The following is a 15,949-nucleotide window of genomic DNA, read 5'->3' as shown; positions in this document are numbered from 1 at the left end:
AGCGTCGGCCGATTTGAGTGCCGTTGGCAGCGTGAACAGCTCCCGGATGCGATTCGCGAGCTCGTGTTGGACGACCAGCGGTTGCGCAACGAGATCTGCTGGTCGGTCTTCGACTGTTGACGGCGCTGCGATCGTCGTGGCCGCGTAGCCGGGCCGACCGAGAAGGGGCATCTTGGGTCGGCCGGTGGCATGGCAGTGGTGGCCGTGCTGCTGCGGCCGGATTTGGCTGTCGGTGGGCTGGTCCTCGGCTGGTAGGGCGGCGTTGCAGTTCGGGCGGAACTGGTAGACCGTCCGGCCCGGCATGCCCGTCGACCCACGCGACGATGAGCCGCTCGCGCTGCGCGACATCCACCTGGAGGTTGGGCGCGCCGGCGGTGACGCCGGGCGACGAACCGGCGGCAGAGCCGGCAGGCCGTCGGGAAGCCGCCAGGTTAGGCGCCGTGGCGACGGCCACGGGCGGCGTAGCTGCGTAGCGCCCGCAGGAAGTCGATCTCGCGGAACGCGGGCCAGTACGCCTCGCAGAAGTACAGCTCGGAGTAGGCGCTCTGCCAGAGCAGGAAGTTCGACATGCGCTGCTCGCCGCTGGTGCGGATGACCAGGTCGGGGTCGGGCTGGCCGGCCGTGTAGAGGTGGCGGGCGACGTCTTCGGCGGTGAGGGTCTCGGCCAGGTCGGCCAGCGAGCCGCCCGTCTCGGCCTGCTCGTGCAGGAGGGCCCGGAACGCGTCGACGACCTCCTGCCGGCCGCCGTACCCCACGGCGAGGGTGACGTGTGCCCCGGTCGAGCAGGATCGGGTGACTTCCTCGGCGTTCTTGAGTGCGCGGGCGGTGCTGTCCGGCAGCGCGTCGAGTAGCCCCGCGATGTGCATCTGCCACGCCGGATCGGGAGTCGCGATCTTGTCGGAGACAACCTGCTCGATGACCCGCATGAGGAAGGCGATCTCGGCATCGTCGCGGTGGGCCAGGTTCTCGGTGGAGCAGACGAAGACGGTCACGTGCTTGATCCCGGCCGCCTCGCACCACGACAGCACGTCCTCGACATGGTCGGCGCCGAACTTGTGGCCGAGGCTGGGATTGGCCATCCCCATCTGGCGGGCCCAGCGCCGGTTGCCGTCCATGATCAGGCCGACGTGCCCCGGTAGCTCGGCTCCCTTGAGCGACGCGCGGAGCCGACGGGAGTACACGGTGTAGGCAAGATCGCGTATTGGCACAGCCTGAATCTATGCCCGCCTGTCCACCGGTCCCAGTCCCGCCGGTCCCGGCCATCCGGGTTCAGTTCCCGCGGTGCTACCCGGGTCGGGACGGTGGGACAGTGGGTGCGTCCGGAGCCCGCTGCTGTCGGTCACAGTTTGGAAGGGGCGGGGCCCACCGGTAGGGAGATGTCGGTGCGAGGATTGTGATGTGGCGGATACGGGGGCCGCGGACGAGCCGCGGACGTGGGATTCTTCATCTCCTACACGGCTGTGGACCGGCGGTGGGCGGAGTGGGTGGCCTGGCAGCTGGAGGACGCCGGCTACCGGGTCCTGATCCAGGCGTGGGACTTCGTGCCGGGTTCGGACTGGATGTTCGGCATGGACCAGGGAGTGAGGCACGCCCGGCGGATGGTGGCATTGCTGTCGGCGGCCTACCTGCGTTCCGTCTACGGCGGTCAGGAATGGCGCGCCGTACGGGCAGAAGACCCGGAGGGCTTCGCGCGCAAGCTACTCCCAGTGCGACTTGAGGACTGTGACCGGCCAGGGCTGCTACACACCCTGGTTGGATTCGACTTGTTCGGTCTGCCGGCGGAGGCGGCGAGGGTCTACCTGCTCGAACAGATAGGCCATAGTCTGGCTGGCCGAGCCAAGCCTGCCGCAGCCCCGGAGTTCCCGGTTCCCCCGCGAACGGCGCCACCAGTCGCCGAACCCGTCCTCCCGCCGTCGCCACCGTCGGTCCCCGTGGGGGCGTCTCCATTCGGCACGCTGCGCGCCACCCTGACCGGCCATACCAATTCCCTGCGCTGGGTAGCGTTCTCCCCGGCAGGGAGGCTGCTGGCCACGATCTCCGACGACACGACCGCGCGGCTGTGGGACGTGCCGGCCGGCACCCAACACGCCATCCTGACCGGCCACACCCAGTCAATGGACTCGGCGACGTTCTCCCCGGACGGAGCGTTGCTGGCCACCGGCTCGACCGACGGGACCGCGCGGCTGTGGGACGTCGCGACTGGCACCCCGCGCGCCACCCTCACGCTCGGCGGATCGGTGATGGGGGTGGCGTTCTCCCCGGACGGCAAGCTGCTGGCGACCGCCACCGTCTTCGTTGGCGGCTCCCCTGTCGGGACCGCGCAGCTCTGGGACGTGGCGACCGAAGCCCCGCGCGCCACTCTCGCGCACAGCAACGCGATGTGGGGGGTGTGGGGGATAGCGTTCTCCCCGGACGGGAGACTGCTGGCCACCGTCTCCGGCCAGACCGCGCAGCTCTGGGACGTCGCGACCGGCACGCCGCACGCCACGCTCAGCGGCCACACCGACAGCGTCACCTCGGCGACGTTCTCCCCGGACGGGACGCTGCTCGCCACGATCTCCAACGACAGAACCGCGCGGCTGTGGGACATTCGCGCCGGGACCGCGCGCGCTACCCTCTCCGGCCACGACGACACCGTCAAGCGCGGGGCGTTCTCCCCGGACGGGACGCTCTTCGCCACCACCTCGACCGATGAGACCGCGCGCCTGTGGGACGTTGCGACCGGGATCGCGCGTGCCACCCTCACCGGCCACACCAGCTTCGTCAGCTGGGGGGCGTTCGCGCCAGACAGCAAGCTGCTCGCCACCGCCTCCTTCGACGAGACCGCACGGCTATGGACAGCGGGCAGAAGCAACTAACTTCCACGGCTGGAGTGAGTCCCGCCCGGCCTACCGGAACCGCGATCCAGCGAAAAGGTGCCAGCTCGCCTGAGACGCCGAACCATAGCAAGCACGACATACAAGGCATAGGGACCACTCGCACGCCAGACCGGCTGAGAACCGGCAGGTCCGTCGAGGACTGATAGGAAGGCGCCGTGATCAGGTGGAACAGACAGCTGAGAGCGGACAGTCTTCTCACCGATCTGTCCCACGGGACAGATCGGTGACATCATCTGCGAGAAATGGTCGTGTCCGATGAGAACCTACAAGGTCTCAGTTGGATGGTCGGGTGGCGCCGAAATAGTCATCCTCTTTCCACCTATATGGAGAGATTTTTACGACCTGCTTGCGGCCCGGCGCGGTGATAATCTGTCCGTTTCCGATGTAGATCGCGACGTGGTGGATGTTGCCGGCGGTGCCGTAGTAGACGAGGTCGCCGATCTCCAACGGTTCGCCGGGCGGGACGACCGGCCCGGCTTCGTACTGGGTTTGGGCGGTGCGTGGCAGGTCGATGCCGGCGGCGGCGTAGGCGGCGCGGGTGAGGCCGGAGCAATCGAAGCCGCCCTCAGCCGGTCCGTCTCCGCCCCACAGGTACGGGATGCCGAGCTGCCCTTGGGCGTAGAGGATGGCGGCGTAGCCGGCGTCGCCCGGGGCGGTGTCGGCGCCGAGGCCGTAGGTCGACGTGTACTTGTCGAGCGACCTCGAAGGCTTCAGGCAGACAGCGCTTGGAGCTGGGGACTGAAGTCTCGGAACGTATCGATAGAGCCGCCCTCGGTCCGGTGGATCTTTCAGTCGAGGCGCCTTTGAAGCTGGAGCTTCGGCCGCGGCGCTGCCCAGCCCAGGCCCCGGCTGTCCCGAGTGGGCGTCGCCCCGGGCGCGGCTGCCGGGTGGCTGAGGATGATCGCGCCGTCGAAGCCGTCGGTGGCAGGTATCGAGCATGGCCGACGCTCTCACCCTTGCTGACCTGCATCTTTCAATCCTGCCCGGATCGAGCACTCTTGTCCGTTCGCGAACTGGGCTAAACCTGTCGTACCTCCCAACTACCCTTCTCGCAGCGGAACGGGGGCGCTGTCGCCTGCTGGGCAGCGGGGCGCCGGAGGCGAAGGGATGTTCGGGGTGGCGCACGGTCGTAACTATGCGGCAGGAACCCGCGAGGCACTGTTCATGCTCAGCCGGGGCTATTGCTACGAACCAGACTGCAAGGCGCGCGTTATGCGTTCGGTCGGGGATCGGTGGAGAATAAGCGTTATCATCGCTCACATATATGGATTGAATCCCACGAGCGCTCGATACGATCCTACCAAGTCCACGCCCTATCTCAATAGTCCCAAGAATCTTATTCTCCTTTGCATGGAACACTCAAACATGATCGATGGTCCGGAATGGAGAAAATATCCTGTCGAGCTTCTCCATCAGTGGAAGGACGCGAGAGAGGGTGATGCTGCGGATGAGCTCGACAAGCTGGACTGGCTGAACCGGGAGAGACTCCAGGAGCTGATGAGCGAGGCCATAGTCGAGACCAAGACGGAGATCGTAACGGCGATCGATAAAGTCTCCGACATCAGCCAAGGAACGCACAAAATTTTGAAGGAGATCGTGACCGAGTCCTTCCATTTTGCCTATCTCGACGCCGACACTGTCGCATCCCTGGAGAACTCGGCGAGAGTTTTCCAGGAACTTCCAGATCACGTCCCTTCCTTGGAGAAGTCGGCGAGAGACCTTCAGTCGCTACCAGATCATGTGGATCTGTTGCTGCTCGCAGCACAGAACCTGCGTGACCTTCCCTCATATGTCGAAGACTTGTATGACGCAGCTGAACTTCTCAAACGTCTCCGGGGAGAATATGGCGACTTCGTCGACGTGCTCGGGGTCCACGCAGATGTTTTGCGGACATCAATCCTGAATGGTCAACTCGAAGGGCTCGTCGACGAGCTGCAAAATTTGAGCGACATGGTCGAACAGGTGCGCCAGGCGTCACGTTCCCTCTCGGGAAGGGCTGACACCGTCAGGGCGATGGAGCGAGCGCCGCAGAATTACGCGGCGGCTGCCGCGGCGGCTGCCGCGGCGGCGACAAGGGTGTGGGTGCCACCGTCTCTCCAGTGGTCCTGGAAGTCCTTCGGGTGGGGTGTCGCGGTCTGTGCCGCGTTTGTGATCGGGGTTCTTGTCCTGTGGGTCAATGGAACGAGCGCAGGTGCGTGAAGATCGGCGCTGATTAGCTCGATGTTACCGGTTCATCGGCATTGGTGATGCCCGGCTGGGGCTCGACCGATGGACCTTTCCGCTGTTTTCTCTGTGAGGGTGACCGTGTCCGCCGGTAGTTCTCCTGTGCGAGTTCGCTGATCTCTATGGATCCGTAATGAAGTAAGTAATGCAGGCCGGCATGCGTCTTCGCAGGTCAGGGGCTCGCAAGGGCCCCAAAGTGAACAAGTTATTTCATTCCGAATCCTATGGTGTCCATGAGGGTGCAGGTGATGGCTTCCTGGCCGGTGTGGATGGCTTCGACGGCGGATTCGCGGATGAGGTCTGACAGGCCGCAGATGCTTCCTGCGCTGCGGTCGTGGAGGTAGCGCCAGAGACGGACGAGGCTGCCGGGTTTGTGGTGGTGGAGCAGAAGTGCGTCTTCCATGGCCTTGATGACGCCGATCCATTCCTTTTTCTCCTGGTCGCTGTCGAGAGTGAAGGGCCGCATTTTGTGGAGGGTGTTGCGTCCCGAGGTCTGGGTGGCGCGGGTGCTGCCGTGGCCTTCGAGGAACAGGCCGGAGGTTTTCAGGTCGACTCCGGTGTAGATGAAGGTGGCGGCGGTGTGGTTGGCGAGGTATTTGAGATGGTCGTTGACGATCTTTCCTTCGCGGGCAGACAGGTCGAGGAAATGGACGTCGTCGATGATGACGAGTTCGACTCCGCAGAGCCGCATCGCGTCGAGCACAGCTTTCGTGATCTCGTTTTTGGTGGCGTGGTTGGAGTGGGGGTGGCCGAGGTAGTCCGCGAGCAGGACGGAGAGATCTTTCGGGGTGGCCTGGGAGGGGATGTTGAGGTAGACGACCGGGGTGTAGTCGACGATGTAGCCGTTGATGATGATGGGCTCGCCGTCGATGGCGAATCGGTCCGGATAGCGGTTGCGGAGAGCCTGCTCGAAGTCCGCGGCGAAGATTTTCACGAGGGTTGATTTCCCGATGGTGGCCGGACCGTCGAGGACAATTCCGCGGCGGGCGCCGGGGGCTTGCCGTGCGTTGGTGCGCATTCGCCGATGTATCAGGTGGTGGATGCGCTTCATCTGGTCGGTGCGGACGAGGATCAGGGCGCTGTGGTAGTCCTCGCGGGCCTCGTCGAGGAGGGCGTGCTGGTCGGGGTCCATGCGCAGGTAGTCGGCGTGGGAAGGCATGGATGGTGGGGTGGGCGGGGCGGTGTCGAGGTAGGCGCGCCATTCTTCTTTGGTGCGGGGCTCGGCAAGTCCGGGGTGCGCGAAGTGCATCAGGGGGTCCGAGGGTGGCGGGGTTTCCAGGTCTCGGCCGCGGGGATCTCGTCGAGATCGAAGTCGTCGGCGGGCGCTGGTGGCAGATCCGTTGGGGGTTGACGGTCGTCGGCTGTCTGACCTGCCCGCTGGGCGTCGCGGTGTGCTGTTCGGCCGCGGTGGCTGTCGCGGGCGTGTCGGCTGCGGGCGTTGCGGGTCCAACTGGCCGGGTCGTCGGAACGGTTCTGGAGATCCAGGAGGGCGGTGGCGATGTCGTCCTGGTCGGTGGGGTTGCGTCCGCGCTGGGCGAGCAGCCGGCGGGCTTCGCGGATGGTGACGTCGGTGAACGGCTGGTGGACGTCGAGGGCGTGGGTCCAGCGCAGGACGTGCCACCGCCCGTCGTCGGGGTCGTGGAAGTAGGCGTGGAGCAGGTTGCGGGGGTCGCGGCGGATCGGCCAGAGACCGTCTGGGTAGGGCGAGCGGGTCTTGCGGTAGCGGTAGAGGATGTCGGCGTTGTAGGTGAGGTAGCCGATGCGGACGCCGGCCGGTTGGATGGTGCGGCCTTTGCCGTCGGCGATCGGCAGGAGTTCGTAGTAGAGGTCGGGATCGTTGGGGCAGTCGACGTAGCCCGCGGCGGCGATCGCCATGGCGTATGCCTCGTTCGGCGAGGCGCGTAGGTCGGGGAAGCCGTGGAGGATCAGGCCCTGATGGTGGCGGCGCTGGTAGATCCCGACGGCGTATTCGGCGAACAGCTCGGCGATGTCGTCGATGCTCCACCGCGCGGCGTCCTCGGCGTGCAGACCCCGGTGGGTGATGTCGGAGCCCTTGTAGCCGGCCAGGTGTTCACAGAACTGCCGGTTGATCGTTGCGAAGATGCGTTCGACGTGGGGTTTGTCGGTCGGGGTGAACATCCGAGCGTCCTGGATACTGATCCCCAGCCGCCGACATGCACGGGTGACGACATCGGACTTGTAGGGCTTTCCGTGATCGAACAGCAGCGTCTCCGGGTAGATGACCGGCCGGGCCGCGGCGTGGGCGAGGCGCTGGTCAACGGTGAGGATCCGCTCGTGCGGGATCCGTAGCGACGCGAAGCGCAGCGCGTCGGGCCAGTGCGGGCGCATCGTCTCCGGGGTCATCACATCCGCGAGCAGCAGGCCGATGTCGACGCTCTTCGTGCCGCGCGGGGTGAGCCGCCAGGCCAGCAGGGACCGGGTCGCCAGGTCGAGGGCGACCGTGAGCTCGACCGGCACCGTGTCGTCGGTGTCCGGGTCATAGGGGATCACGTCGAGTCCGGTGGTGTCCATCATCACAACCTCACCCGGTCGGGTGGCGGTCGCTTTCCCGAAGGTCCGGTCCGGCTGGTTCGCGGTGCGGATCCGCAGAGTCGCCGGGTCGTCAGGTTTGGGTCCGACCAGCGCCTGGTTGACGATCCGACGGAAGCGGTCCTTGCTGGGTAGGACGACCTCGCCGGGACCGTGCTGGGCGTCGAGCCGGTTCTGGGTGCGGCGGTGGAACCGGTTCCCGATGGTCGCGGAGGAGTCCACCCGGTCGGCGGCGGCCTGTTCGCGGATCGCCGTGATAATCCGCAGGTCGACGCGGGCCAGCGGGGCGCAGGGTCGGGTCTTGCGCCGGTCGGCGAGACCGACCAGGCCGTCGTGCTGCCAGGCCCGGCGTAGCTGCCAGAGTCGTCGGCTCGTCAGACCCAGCTCGGCCGCTTTGGTGTCGATGCGCGCGGTCAGCGTGGTCTGGGCGGGGTCGTAGCCGGGGTCGGGTTCGCTGTGGTCGGTGGCGGTCGGGAAGCCGGTCTCGACCTGGCGCAGGTGTTTGTCCAGCTCCTCCACGCGGGCACGTTCGCTGGCGGGCAGGCCGAGCAGGATCGCTTCCCGGTCCACCGCCCCGGTACGCACCTCACCTGCGTCCACCGCCGCGCTATCGGGAATGGTGCGGAAGTCGGGGGCTGCGAGCAGCGCGGCCAGCAGGATGATCTGCATGCGGCCGGTCTGCGACCGCAGCCGCACGCCGGTGTCGGTGAACCCCACGATCTGCTGGGCGTCGTTGTCGAAGGTGACCCAGTCGCCCAACGCCAGCCTGGTCGGCGCGGTCATCGGAGGCGCACCAAGGTGCGTTCGGACAACGGTGCGCCCAGATCGCAGACCAGCTGCTGACGCCAGAGCAAATGGAAGATCACCGGACGTGCCAGTTCCGGTGCGCCCGTCGCGGCGGCCAGCTCCGCCAACGCGGTCCTCTCCGCGGCCTGGGCGATGATCGGCGCCGTCAGCCCGCTGGTGGCCCGCAACGGCCGGCGGTAGCCGGCCAGCCAGGCGACGTTGGCGTAGCGCTGCGCGGGCGGAACAGTCACCATCTCGTAGGCCCAGCCGATCCGATCGCAGGCGGTGGCAGTCCGTTCGGCCTGCTGGACCACCCGCGGATCATGCCGGCGGCGAGGATTCTTCACATCGACGATCAGGACCGACCCGTCCGCGCGGCGGGTGAAGATGTCCGGGACGTGCCGCCAGTCACCGGCGGCATCGGTGCCATGCAGCTCCAGGGCCTGGGTGCCGATCGCGGTCACCGGGGCGTCGAAGTCCAGCAGCGTCAGCCACTGGCGTTCCAGGAAGCTCTCGTAGGCCAGCAGCCCACCCGTGGTGGCGGACCAGTACCAGCCCGGTGTGTGGCGCTGCCCGTGGTAGGCGGGGATCACACGCACCGGCCGGCAGGACTCGAAGGCGACCTTGCCGGCTTCCTCGGCGAGGACCAGCCGATCGACCCCACCCGCCTCCACGTAGCGGATCTTTAGTCTTCGGGTGCTGTGTCGGCTCATGACGGGATCCCTCGACCGGCCAGCAGGCGAGCGCCATAGCGGAGCAGTTCCTCGGAGGCCGGGGGCGGCATGGCTGCGACGAAGCGACGGCGGTGGGCGCCGTCCAGCCTGCGGGCAGCGCCCCGCGCCGGGCGCCCGTCCGGAAGCCGGGCCGGATAGGTGGGAGCGTTACGGATGTCTCCGCCGGTCAACTCCGCCCAGACCCAGGCAGCAGCGTGCCGATGCTGCCCCGGGCAGGTCGGCATGCCGGACCGGGCGGCGATCCCGTCCAGCACCACGCGGGGTATCTCAGTCAGGCCGGCGAGCACATCGCGGCGCGCCGCGTAGTCGATCGGCCCCCGGGCCGCCAACCGGTCCATCACATTCGAGACCGCCGTCCAGAACTCCTCCAGGTTCGCCAGACCGCGGATCACGCCGGCGTTCTTGCGCACCACCCCGGCATGGCCGGGCATACCCAACCGGCCCGCGGCCAGCGCCCAGGACCGGGCGCCGAGCAGACGGGCGCACGCGGCGGCGGTCAGCCGCCGCCCGACGACCTCCGTGACCCCTGGCAGGCACGACGCGACCAGCTCCTCATAGTCCGCCACGTCGATCAGCTGAGGGATATGGCGATACTCCAAGCCGGCCGCGGTTATCGTCCGCAGTACCGGACGCACGTCGGCGTCGAAGACCCGGTGACGGGAACGGCGAATCGCTTTCCACAGCCGCGGCAGAATCCCCGCGCAGTCCACCGTCCACATGCGGTCACGCCGATCCGATGCTCCGGTCAACAACCGTTTACTGGGCGAGGGTGCTGATCCGCCCCTTCGTGTCGATCTTCCGGATCCGGTTGTTGTCGGTGTCGGCGATGTAGACGGTGCCGTCGCCGCCGACCGCCACCCCCCACGGGCTGGCCAGCTTGGCTCGGGTGGCCGGTCCGCCGTCACCGGAAAAACCGTAGGAGCCGGTGCCGGCGAAGGTGCTGATCCGCCCCGCCGTGTCGATCTTCCGGATCCGGTTGTTGTCGGTGTCGGCGATGTAGACGGTGCCGTCGCCGCCGACCGCCATCCCAAACGGGTCATTCAGCTGGGCTTGGGTGGCCGGTCCGCCGTCACCGGAAAAACCGCTGATGCCGGTGCCTGCGAAGGTGCTGATCCGCCCCGCCATGTCGATCTTGTAGATCTTCCGGTTCCGGAAGTCGTTGGTGATGATGTCGTTGACGTAGACGGTGCCGTCGCGGGCGACTGCCACCCCCAATGGCTCGTTCAGCTGGGCTTGGGTGGCCGGTCCGCCGTCGCCGGAAAAACTGCCGCGGCCGCTGGCGGTGCCGGCGAAGGTGCTGATCCGCCCCGCCGTGTCGATCTTCCGGATCCGGCCGTTGACGGAGTCGGCGATGTACACGGTGCCGTCGCCGGCGGCCGCCACCCCCGACGGACCGTACAGCTGGGCTTGGGTGGCCGGTCCGCCGTCACCGGAAAAGCCGCCGGTGCCGGTGCCGGCGAAGGTACTGATCCGCCCCGCCGTGTCGACCTTCCGAATCCGGTTGCCAATGCCGTCGGAGATGTAGACGGTGCCGTCGCCGCCGACCGCCACCCTCAACGGGCCATATAGCTGGGCTTGGGTGGCCGGTCCGCCGTCACCGGAAAAACCGTAGGGGCCGGTGCCGGCGAAGGTACTGAACCGCCCCGTCCAGTCGATCTTGTCGATCTGGTTGTCATCGACGACGTAGACGGTGCCGCCGCCGAACGCCACCGCGTACGGTTTTGCGATGTAGCGACCTGGTAGATCGACGGTGCTGTCGCTGGCGAGGGTCGCGACGGCTGCCGCGAGTGCCGTGGCGAGTGCCATGGCCCGCCAGGAGCGGCGGTGTGCCCGGCCGGCGGGCAGGTTGCGGCGCACCACCGCGAACCGGTGGCTCTCCGCCCGCGGGTGGCTGGCGGCTCCCTGGCCGAGTGGGGCTGAACGTGTGGGCGTCGAGGGACCGGGGTCACCTGCGGTGGCGGGAGCTACCCCGGCCACCGGGACGGGTGGAACGGTTTCGTGGGGCGGCGCAGCGTGGGGGGAGTCGTCTGGTCGGGTGTGCTCGACGGTGTCGAGTGCCTGCCTGGCGTCGTGGTGTTCGGCGTGCGCGTGTGCCTGTTCCTCGACGGTGGTGGCGAGTGTCGCGGCGGCGTCGCGCATCGCGGCGTCGAGGCGGTTCTCCTGTGTCTGTGGGGTTTCGTGGGCGAGGCGGCGGAGCGTTTCCAGTTCTTCGGTCTGCCGCCGGGCGGCTTGGTGGAGGGCGTTTTCGCGGGCTTCGGCTTCGGCGATCTGACGGCGGAGCCGGCCGATTTCGAGGTCCGGGTCGAGGTGGGTGTCGGGTGGGGCGGCGTTGCGGGCGAAGACGAGGGCGCCGCCGTCGCGGATGTTCATCCGGGTGGGCTGTGGTAGCTGTTGGCGGGCGAGGCGGTCGTTCAGGTGCGGGAAGATGCCGTCCAACGTCAGGTGGGGCGGCTGGCCGGGTATCCCCTCGTCGACGAGGTCAACGAGGTTGCGGGTGAACTGGGTCAGCGGCACGGGCCCGTCGCCGTAGCGGGCGGCGCTGGTGGCTTCGCTCGCGGTAAGGGTGTAGGCGCCGCGTACCCGGGTGAGCCCGGCGAGGTACGCGGCCTGGTCGGGGTCGCCTTGGCGGTTCTCGGTGGCGATCCCGGAGAAGCAGCAGTCCAGCACGACGACTTTCACCCGCGCCTGGCTGTAGCCCAGGGTCCGGCGCAGCGTGCTCATCAGCAGGCTGGACAGTTCGCGTTCCGTCGGGTCGGCCGCGGTGTCGACCAGACCCATGCACAGGTCCTCGTCCAGCGTCGGCTGGCCGTGGCCGACGTAGTAGAAGAACACGACGTCGGTGGTATCCCGGACCAGCCGCAGCGGTGTCGTCAGTTCCGCGGTGCCGCGCAGGTCGGGGAACGTCGCTACCCGGTCGGCAGGCCAGCCGCACAACGGCCCGGTCAGCAACCGCTTCATCGCGCGCAGGCTGTTGAGCGCGGCCGGCATCGCGGGCAGGTGCGTGTAGGTCGAGGTGCCGAGCAGGACCGCCTGTGACCGCGCGAAGTCTGGGGGCGGGTCAGGCCGTTCCATCCACCATCTTCTCCAGCAACGGCATCAGATCCGCGACATTGCTGGCGTCGAGCTCGACTTCCCGGTCCGCGCCCGTGCCTTTCACCCGGATCCGGATCGTGGACCGGCGGTTCTCGAGCCACGTCTGGACCGTCTGCAGCGCGGCGATCCCGATCCCGCCGGTGCCGAACGCCACGCTCAGCAGCTCCCAGCCGGCGCCCTGCTCACCCGGGCCGGGGACAGCGGGAACGACGTCCACCGCCACCCCGTCAACCCGCCGCAGCCAGGTGAGCAGCGAACGCACGTCCGCCGCGCTTCCCGCCACAATGTCGATCCTGGTGGTCATAGCCTTGTCCCCGTCATGCCGTCCCCCGGTCCGGCCCGGGCCGGATTCCTCGCCGTTCCCGGTCCGCAGCCGTCATACCAGCATCCGGCTACGGCGCACCTTTGTGTCAGGAAATAGCCCATCCGTGAAGGAACCTATATGGCCGGCCGCACGGACAGGGCGGCAACGCGGCGTGTCCTCTGATAGTCCGGTCAACGGGGCGACCTTCCCGATGGCGGCCAGCGTGGTCCAGGAGAGCCCGGGGCAGGTGGGTGCGGCCTGCATGTAGAGGTTCAGATACTCGGGTGGTATGTCGTCGAACGCGGTCTGGCTGGGGCTGCCGCCGCTGCCGCAGCCGAGGAACCAGCCGACGACGGGCAGGCACAGGAGCCGTTCGGCCATCTGGGCGGCGGCGGCGCCCATCATGACGATGAGCAGGACGACGGCGGCGACGGCCCCGGCGATGTACTTGGTCGTGGCCGCTCACCCCCGGTACTTCTCAGGTGGCATCGGCGCGGGAGGCCGCAGCCCCGGCCCTGCCGGGCCGTCGCCAGGCCGGTCGGACACGGGCGAGGGCGCCGGCAGCCGGGGCCAGGCACGGGGCAGCTGGTCGAGGGCGAGCCGGCCGGCACGGGTCTGGGTCAGGGGCAGCCAGCGGGCAAGGGCGGGGTCGAGCTGGCTCTCGGGTGGGGCGAGGGTGGCGGCGGTGGTCGCGACGGGGACCGTGTCGGGCTGGTCGAGCCCGGCCACGGCGGCGGCCAGGGCGCGGCGGGCGCTGGTCTCCCGACCGGCGGTGGGGAACCAGAACAAGACCGGGGTGGCGATGCCGGTGGCGGCGGCGAGCCGCCCGTAGTTGTCGATCTTCAGGGCGAGGCGGGGGTAGGGCTCGGTGGCCCAGTCGAGTTCGAAGAACCATTCGACGTCGCCGCGGCTGCTGGTCCAGCGTCCGTAGCCGTCGGGGCGGACGATGTCCCCGAACGCGCGCCGGGCGCGGGCTTCTGACCACCAGGCGGCCAGCGTGCCCTGGGGATTCGGCCGGCGGGCGTGGACGATGAGGTGGGTGAAGAAGCCGTTGACGGCGACGCGGTGCGCGAGCTGGTGCCAGTAGGCGACACCGAGCGCGCGGTCGTGGCGGTAGCCGGTCTCCTTGAAGTCGATGCCGTCTTCGGCGGCGAGCACCGCGGCACCGGCGATATCGCACACGTAGTGCGCCGGCGGCATCCCCGCGCCGAGGGGGGACAGGGGTTGGAAGCGGTCGACGACGCGCCAGCGGTAGAGCTGAAGGAGCCGTTCGTTGGCGGATCGGCGGGTGGGCCAGCCGACCTGGACGATCTGGTGGGTGGTCAGGACCCGGTGCTCGTGCAGCAGCCGGGCGATCCACCGGTCTCGCGGAGTGAGGTGGTGGGTGAGGTTCGCGAGGTGTTCGGCGTCGGCGACGACGCGGGCGGAGGGACGCACGGGAGCGCGCAGAGCGCGTTGCGGCAGCGGCTTGCCCATCAACAGTCCTTCGGGTCGGTAGGGGGCAGGGGGCAGGTCAGGCGACGCGGCGCGGATCGGACGCGCGGCGCGGACCCGGCGCGGCGGGAGCCGGCGGGGCGGGTGCGGTGGCGCGGCGGCGCAGGGTCCGGCGGATCTGGGCGGCGCGGCCGGGAACCGGGGCGGGGAGCTTCTCCGTGACGATCGTGAAGGCGGGGGCTTCTTCGCCGGCGACGACGAGGCGGGCGGCGGCGTGGAAGACGCCGAGGTTGGCCAGGTCGTGCTCGGCGAGCCGGGGTTCGGTGTGGCGGGCGAGCCGCTTCGCGTCCGCCGGGCTCATCGTGAAATAGATCTTGCTGCGGGCGTTCGCGCCGATGCTCTCTTCCAGATGCCGGGGCAGCTGGGTGAGGTTCTGGTGGGCGAGGGTGATGCCGAGCCGGTAGCCGCGGGCGGCGGCTAGCATGTCCTCCAGCGCGTACGGCAACGTCAAGAAGTTGTGCGCCTCGTCCAAGTACAGGCTCGCGTCGGGCCGTTTGCCTTGGGGCAGGCGGGCGCGGCGCGTGGTGGCCTGCCAGACCGCGGACACGACGATCGAGCCCATCAGCGCGGCGGTTTCGACGCCGAGGGCGTCCTGGGCGATGCGGACCAGGCAGACCCCGCCGTCGTTGAGGACCGCGTCCATGTCGACGGTGGACGGTCCGGCGGCGATCGCGGCCCGCACGAACGGCCGCAGCAGGAACCCGCGCAGCTTGTTCATCAGGGGGGCGACGGCGTTCGCCCGTGCTCCGTCGGAGATGGACTCGTACCAGGTCCAGAAGCCGCGCAGGATGTCGTCGTCGATCTCACCGAGCGCCCGGTGCCGGTAGGCGGTGTCACCGAGGAGCTTGGGGAGGTCGGTCAGGATGGGGACGCCGGGTTGGGCGGCGAGGGTGAGCAGCCCGGCGCGGAAGATGTCCTCGGTGCGCGGCCCCCACGAGTCGGCGTACACCCGGGAGAAGATCGACACCAAGTTATCGACCGCGCGGCCCCGATCCGGCTGGTCCAGCGGGTTCAGGCACGGTGGTCGGCTGGACGATTCGGCGTCGAAGAGCACCAGCCGGTCTACGGCGTCGAGCGGGAACCGGGCCAGGATGTCGATGATCTGATCGCCCTTCGGATCGACGTTCACGACACCCCGGCGGGCGGCGACGTCGTCCAACGTCATGCGGGCGAGCAGTTCGGACTTGCCGGCACCGGTCGCGCCGAGGACGTGCAGGTGGTGACGGGCGTCGGTAACACGCAGGCCGACCGGACGGGTGTGCCCCGAATCGGAGCGGCCGAGGGGCCGGACGTCCGGCCCGTGGCCGGCGACGCCGGGCGGCGGGGCGACCGCCTTCGCCCCGGCGCGTTGCAGGCCGGGAATCGCGTCGTCCACCGGGAGGTGGGCCAGCGCGCCGACCTCGGCGACCGACAGCAGGTCACCGCGGCCGAACTGGCGGGCGGCGAGAACGGGCAGCGGCCGACGCAGCCGCACGCGGCGGTAGTAGTTGTGCTCACCGTAGGCGGCGAACGCCGAGGCGATCGCGTGCGCCCGGCCGCGCAGTTGCCCGCCGACCCGGGCGACGGCGTCCTCGTCGCCGTGCTCGTCGAGGACCGCAACGATGGCGTAGCGGATGCGGACCTCGAACTGGGCGCCGCGGCCTTTGGTGACGATGGCCCGGTCTTCCGCCGACTGGGCCAGCGACGTCTGGTGGTCGACCTTCGGGGTCGCCGGCCGGCTGCGCAGGGTCCGGCTGGTGCGGGGGGTGAGTAGGTCCAGCAGGCCGCCCACCAGGTGCGCCGAGCCGCCGGCCCGCAGTCGGCGGGCGGCCCGGCGGGCTCTGGCGACGCGGCGGCCGGTGACCGGCCGGGCCAGGATCTGCACGACCGCGCGCTGGGTGCGGGCC

At 68.9% G+C, this 15,949-nt stretch carries 13 protein-coding genes and 1 pseudogene; 2 read left to right on the top strand and 12 right to left on the bottom strand.

Annotated elements, in window-relative coordinates; all coding sequences use genetic code 11:
• Together U9979_RS15975 and uppS are read right to left on the bottom strand one after the other, a co-directional pair.
• Nucleotides 1–303 (bottom strand): hypothetical protein (locus U9979_RS15975; RefSeq protein WP_322780006.1); only part of this gene is annotated, 303 nt, incomplete at its 3' end.
• A 128-nt stretch (nt 304–431) separates the two neighbouring features.
• Nucleotides 432–1,208 carry a polyprenyl diphosphate synthase gene (gene uppS, locus U9979_RS15970; RefSeq protein WP_322749367.1) on the bottom strand — a complete coding sequence of 259 codons (777 nt, stop codon included), beginning with the start codon at nt 1,206–1,208 and terminating at the stop codon, nt 432–434.
• 225 nt (nt 1,209–1,433) lie between these two features.
• On the opposite strand from uppS, the gene U9979_RS15965 reads away from it, so the two are divergent.
• Entirely contained in the window at nt 1,434–2,858 is a 1,425-nt protein-coding gene (locus U9979_RS15965) for a toll/interleukin-1 receptor domain-containing protein (protein WP_322780005.1), read from the top strand.
• Between the two features lie 294 nt (nt 2,859–3,152).
• Here U9979_RS15965 and U9979_RS25260 read toward each other — a convergent pair.
• Nucleotides 3,153–3,563 (bottom strand): annotated as a pseudogene (locus tag U9979_RS25260) (C40 family peptidase); the annotation flags it as partial.
• A 681-nt stretch (nt 3,564–4,244) separates the two neighbouring features.
• Here U9979_RS25260 and U9979_RS15955 point away from each other — a divergent pair.
• A complete protein-coding gene (locus tag U9979_RS15955; protein WP_322780003.1) occupies nt 4,245–5,078 on the top strand; it encodes a hypothetical protein in 834 nt (277 codons plus the stop codon).
• A 229-nt stretch (nt 5,079–5,307) separates the two neighbouring features.
• Here the strand turns inward: U9979_RS15955 and U9979_RS15950 are convergent, their stop codons facing one another.
• The 9 genes from U9979_RS15950 to U9979_RS15910 form a co-directional block, all read right to left on the bottom strand.
• On the bottom strand, nt 5,308–6,351 hold the full coding sequence (locus U9979_RS15950) for a TniB family NTP-binding protein (RefSeq protein ID WP_322780002.1): 1,044 nt from the start codon (nt 6,349–6,351) through the stop codon (nt 5,308–5,310).
• Nucleotides 6,351–8,435 carry a hypothetical protein gene (locus U9979_RS15945; protein ID WP_322780001.1) on the bottom strand — a complete coding sequence of 695 codons (2,085 nt, stop codon included), beginning with the start codon at nt 8,433–8,435 and terminating at the stop codon, nt 6,351–6,353. Before U9979_RS15945 ends, U9979_RS15950 begins: the two co-directional genes overlap by 1 nt.
• Nucleotides 8,432–9,151 carry a TnsA-like heteromeric transposase endonuclease subunit gene (locus U9979_RS15940; protein WP_322780000.1) on the bottom strand — a complete coding sequence of 240 codons (720 nt, stop codon included), beginning with the start codon at nt 9,149–9,151 and terminating at the stop codon, nt 8,432–8,434. The genes U9979_RS15945 and U9979_RS15940 overlap by 4 nt, the downstream gene beginning before the upstream one ends.
• The gene (locus tag U9979_RS15935; RefSeq protein WP_322779999.1) at nt 9,148–9,921 is read right to left on the bottom strand and encodes a hypothetical protein; all 774 of its coding nucleotides are present in this window, start codon (nt 9,919–9,921) and stop codon (nt 9,148–9,150) included. The genes U9979_RS15940 and U9979_RS15935 overlap by 4 nt, the downstream gene beginning before the upstream one ends.
• Before the next feature lie 7 nt (nt 9,922–9,928).
• Nucleotides 9,929–12,244, bottom strand: a complete 2,316-nt coding sequence (locus tag U9979_RS15930; RefSeq protein WP_322779998.1) for a caspase, EACC1-associated type — start codon at nt 12,242–12,244, stop codon at nt 9,929–9,931.
• Nucleotides 12,231–12,569: an effector-associated constant component EACC1 gene (locus tag U9979_RS15925; protein WP_322779997.1), complete on the bottom strand. Its 339-nt coding sequence runs from the start codon at nt 12,567–12,569 to the stop codon at nt 12,231–12,233. Before U9979_RS15925 ends, U9979_RS15930 begins: the two co-directional genes overlap by 14 nt.
• A gap of 72 nt (nt 12,570–12,641) precedes the next feature.
• A complete protein-coding gene (locus U9979_RS15920; RefSeq protein WP_322779996.1) occupies nt 12,642–12,974 on the bottom strand; it encodes a hypothetical protein in 333 nt (110 codons plus the stop codon).
• Between the two features lie 57 nt (nt 12,975–13,031).
• The gene (locus U9979_RS15915; protein WP_322779995.1) at nt 13,032–14,045 is read right to left on the bottom strand and encodes a replication-relaxation family protein; all 1,014 of its coding nucleotides are present in this window, start codon (nt 14,043–14,045) and stop codon (nt 13,032–13,034) included.
• A gap of 37 nt (nt 14,046–14,082) precedes the next feature.
• On the bottom strand, nt 14,083–15,949 hold a 1,867-nt coding region (locus U9979_RS15910), incomplete at its 5' end, for a type IV secretory system conjugative DNA transfer family protein (RefSeq protein ID WP_322779994.1).

It is taken from the genome of Protofrankia sp. Cas4, assembly GCF_963555915.1.
Classification (GTDB): Bacteria; Actinomycetota; Actinomycetes; order Frankiales; family Frankiaceae; genus Protofrankia.
The sequence above is the reverse complement of the archived record's forward strand: the minus strand, read 5'-3'. Positions and strand labels throughout refer to the sequence as shown.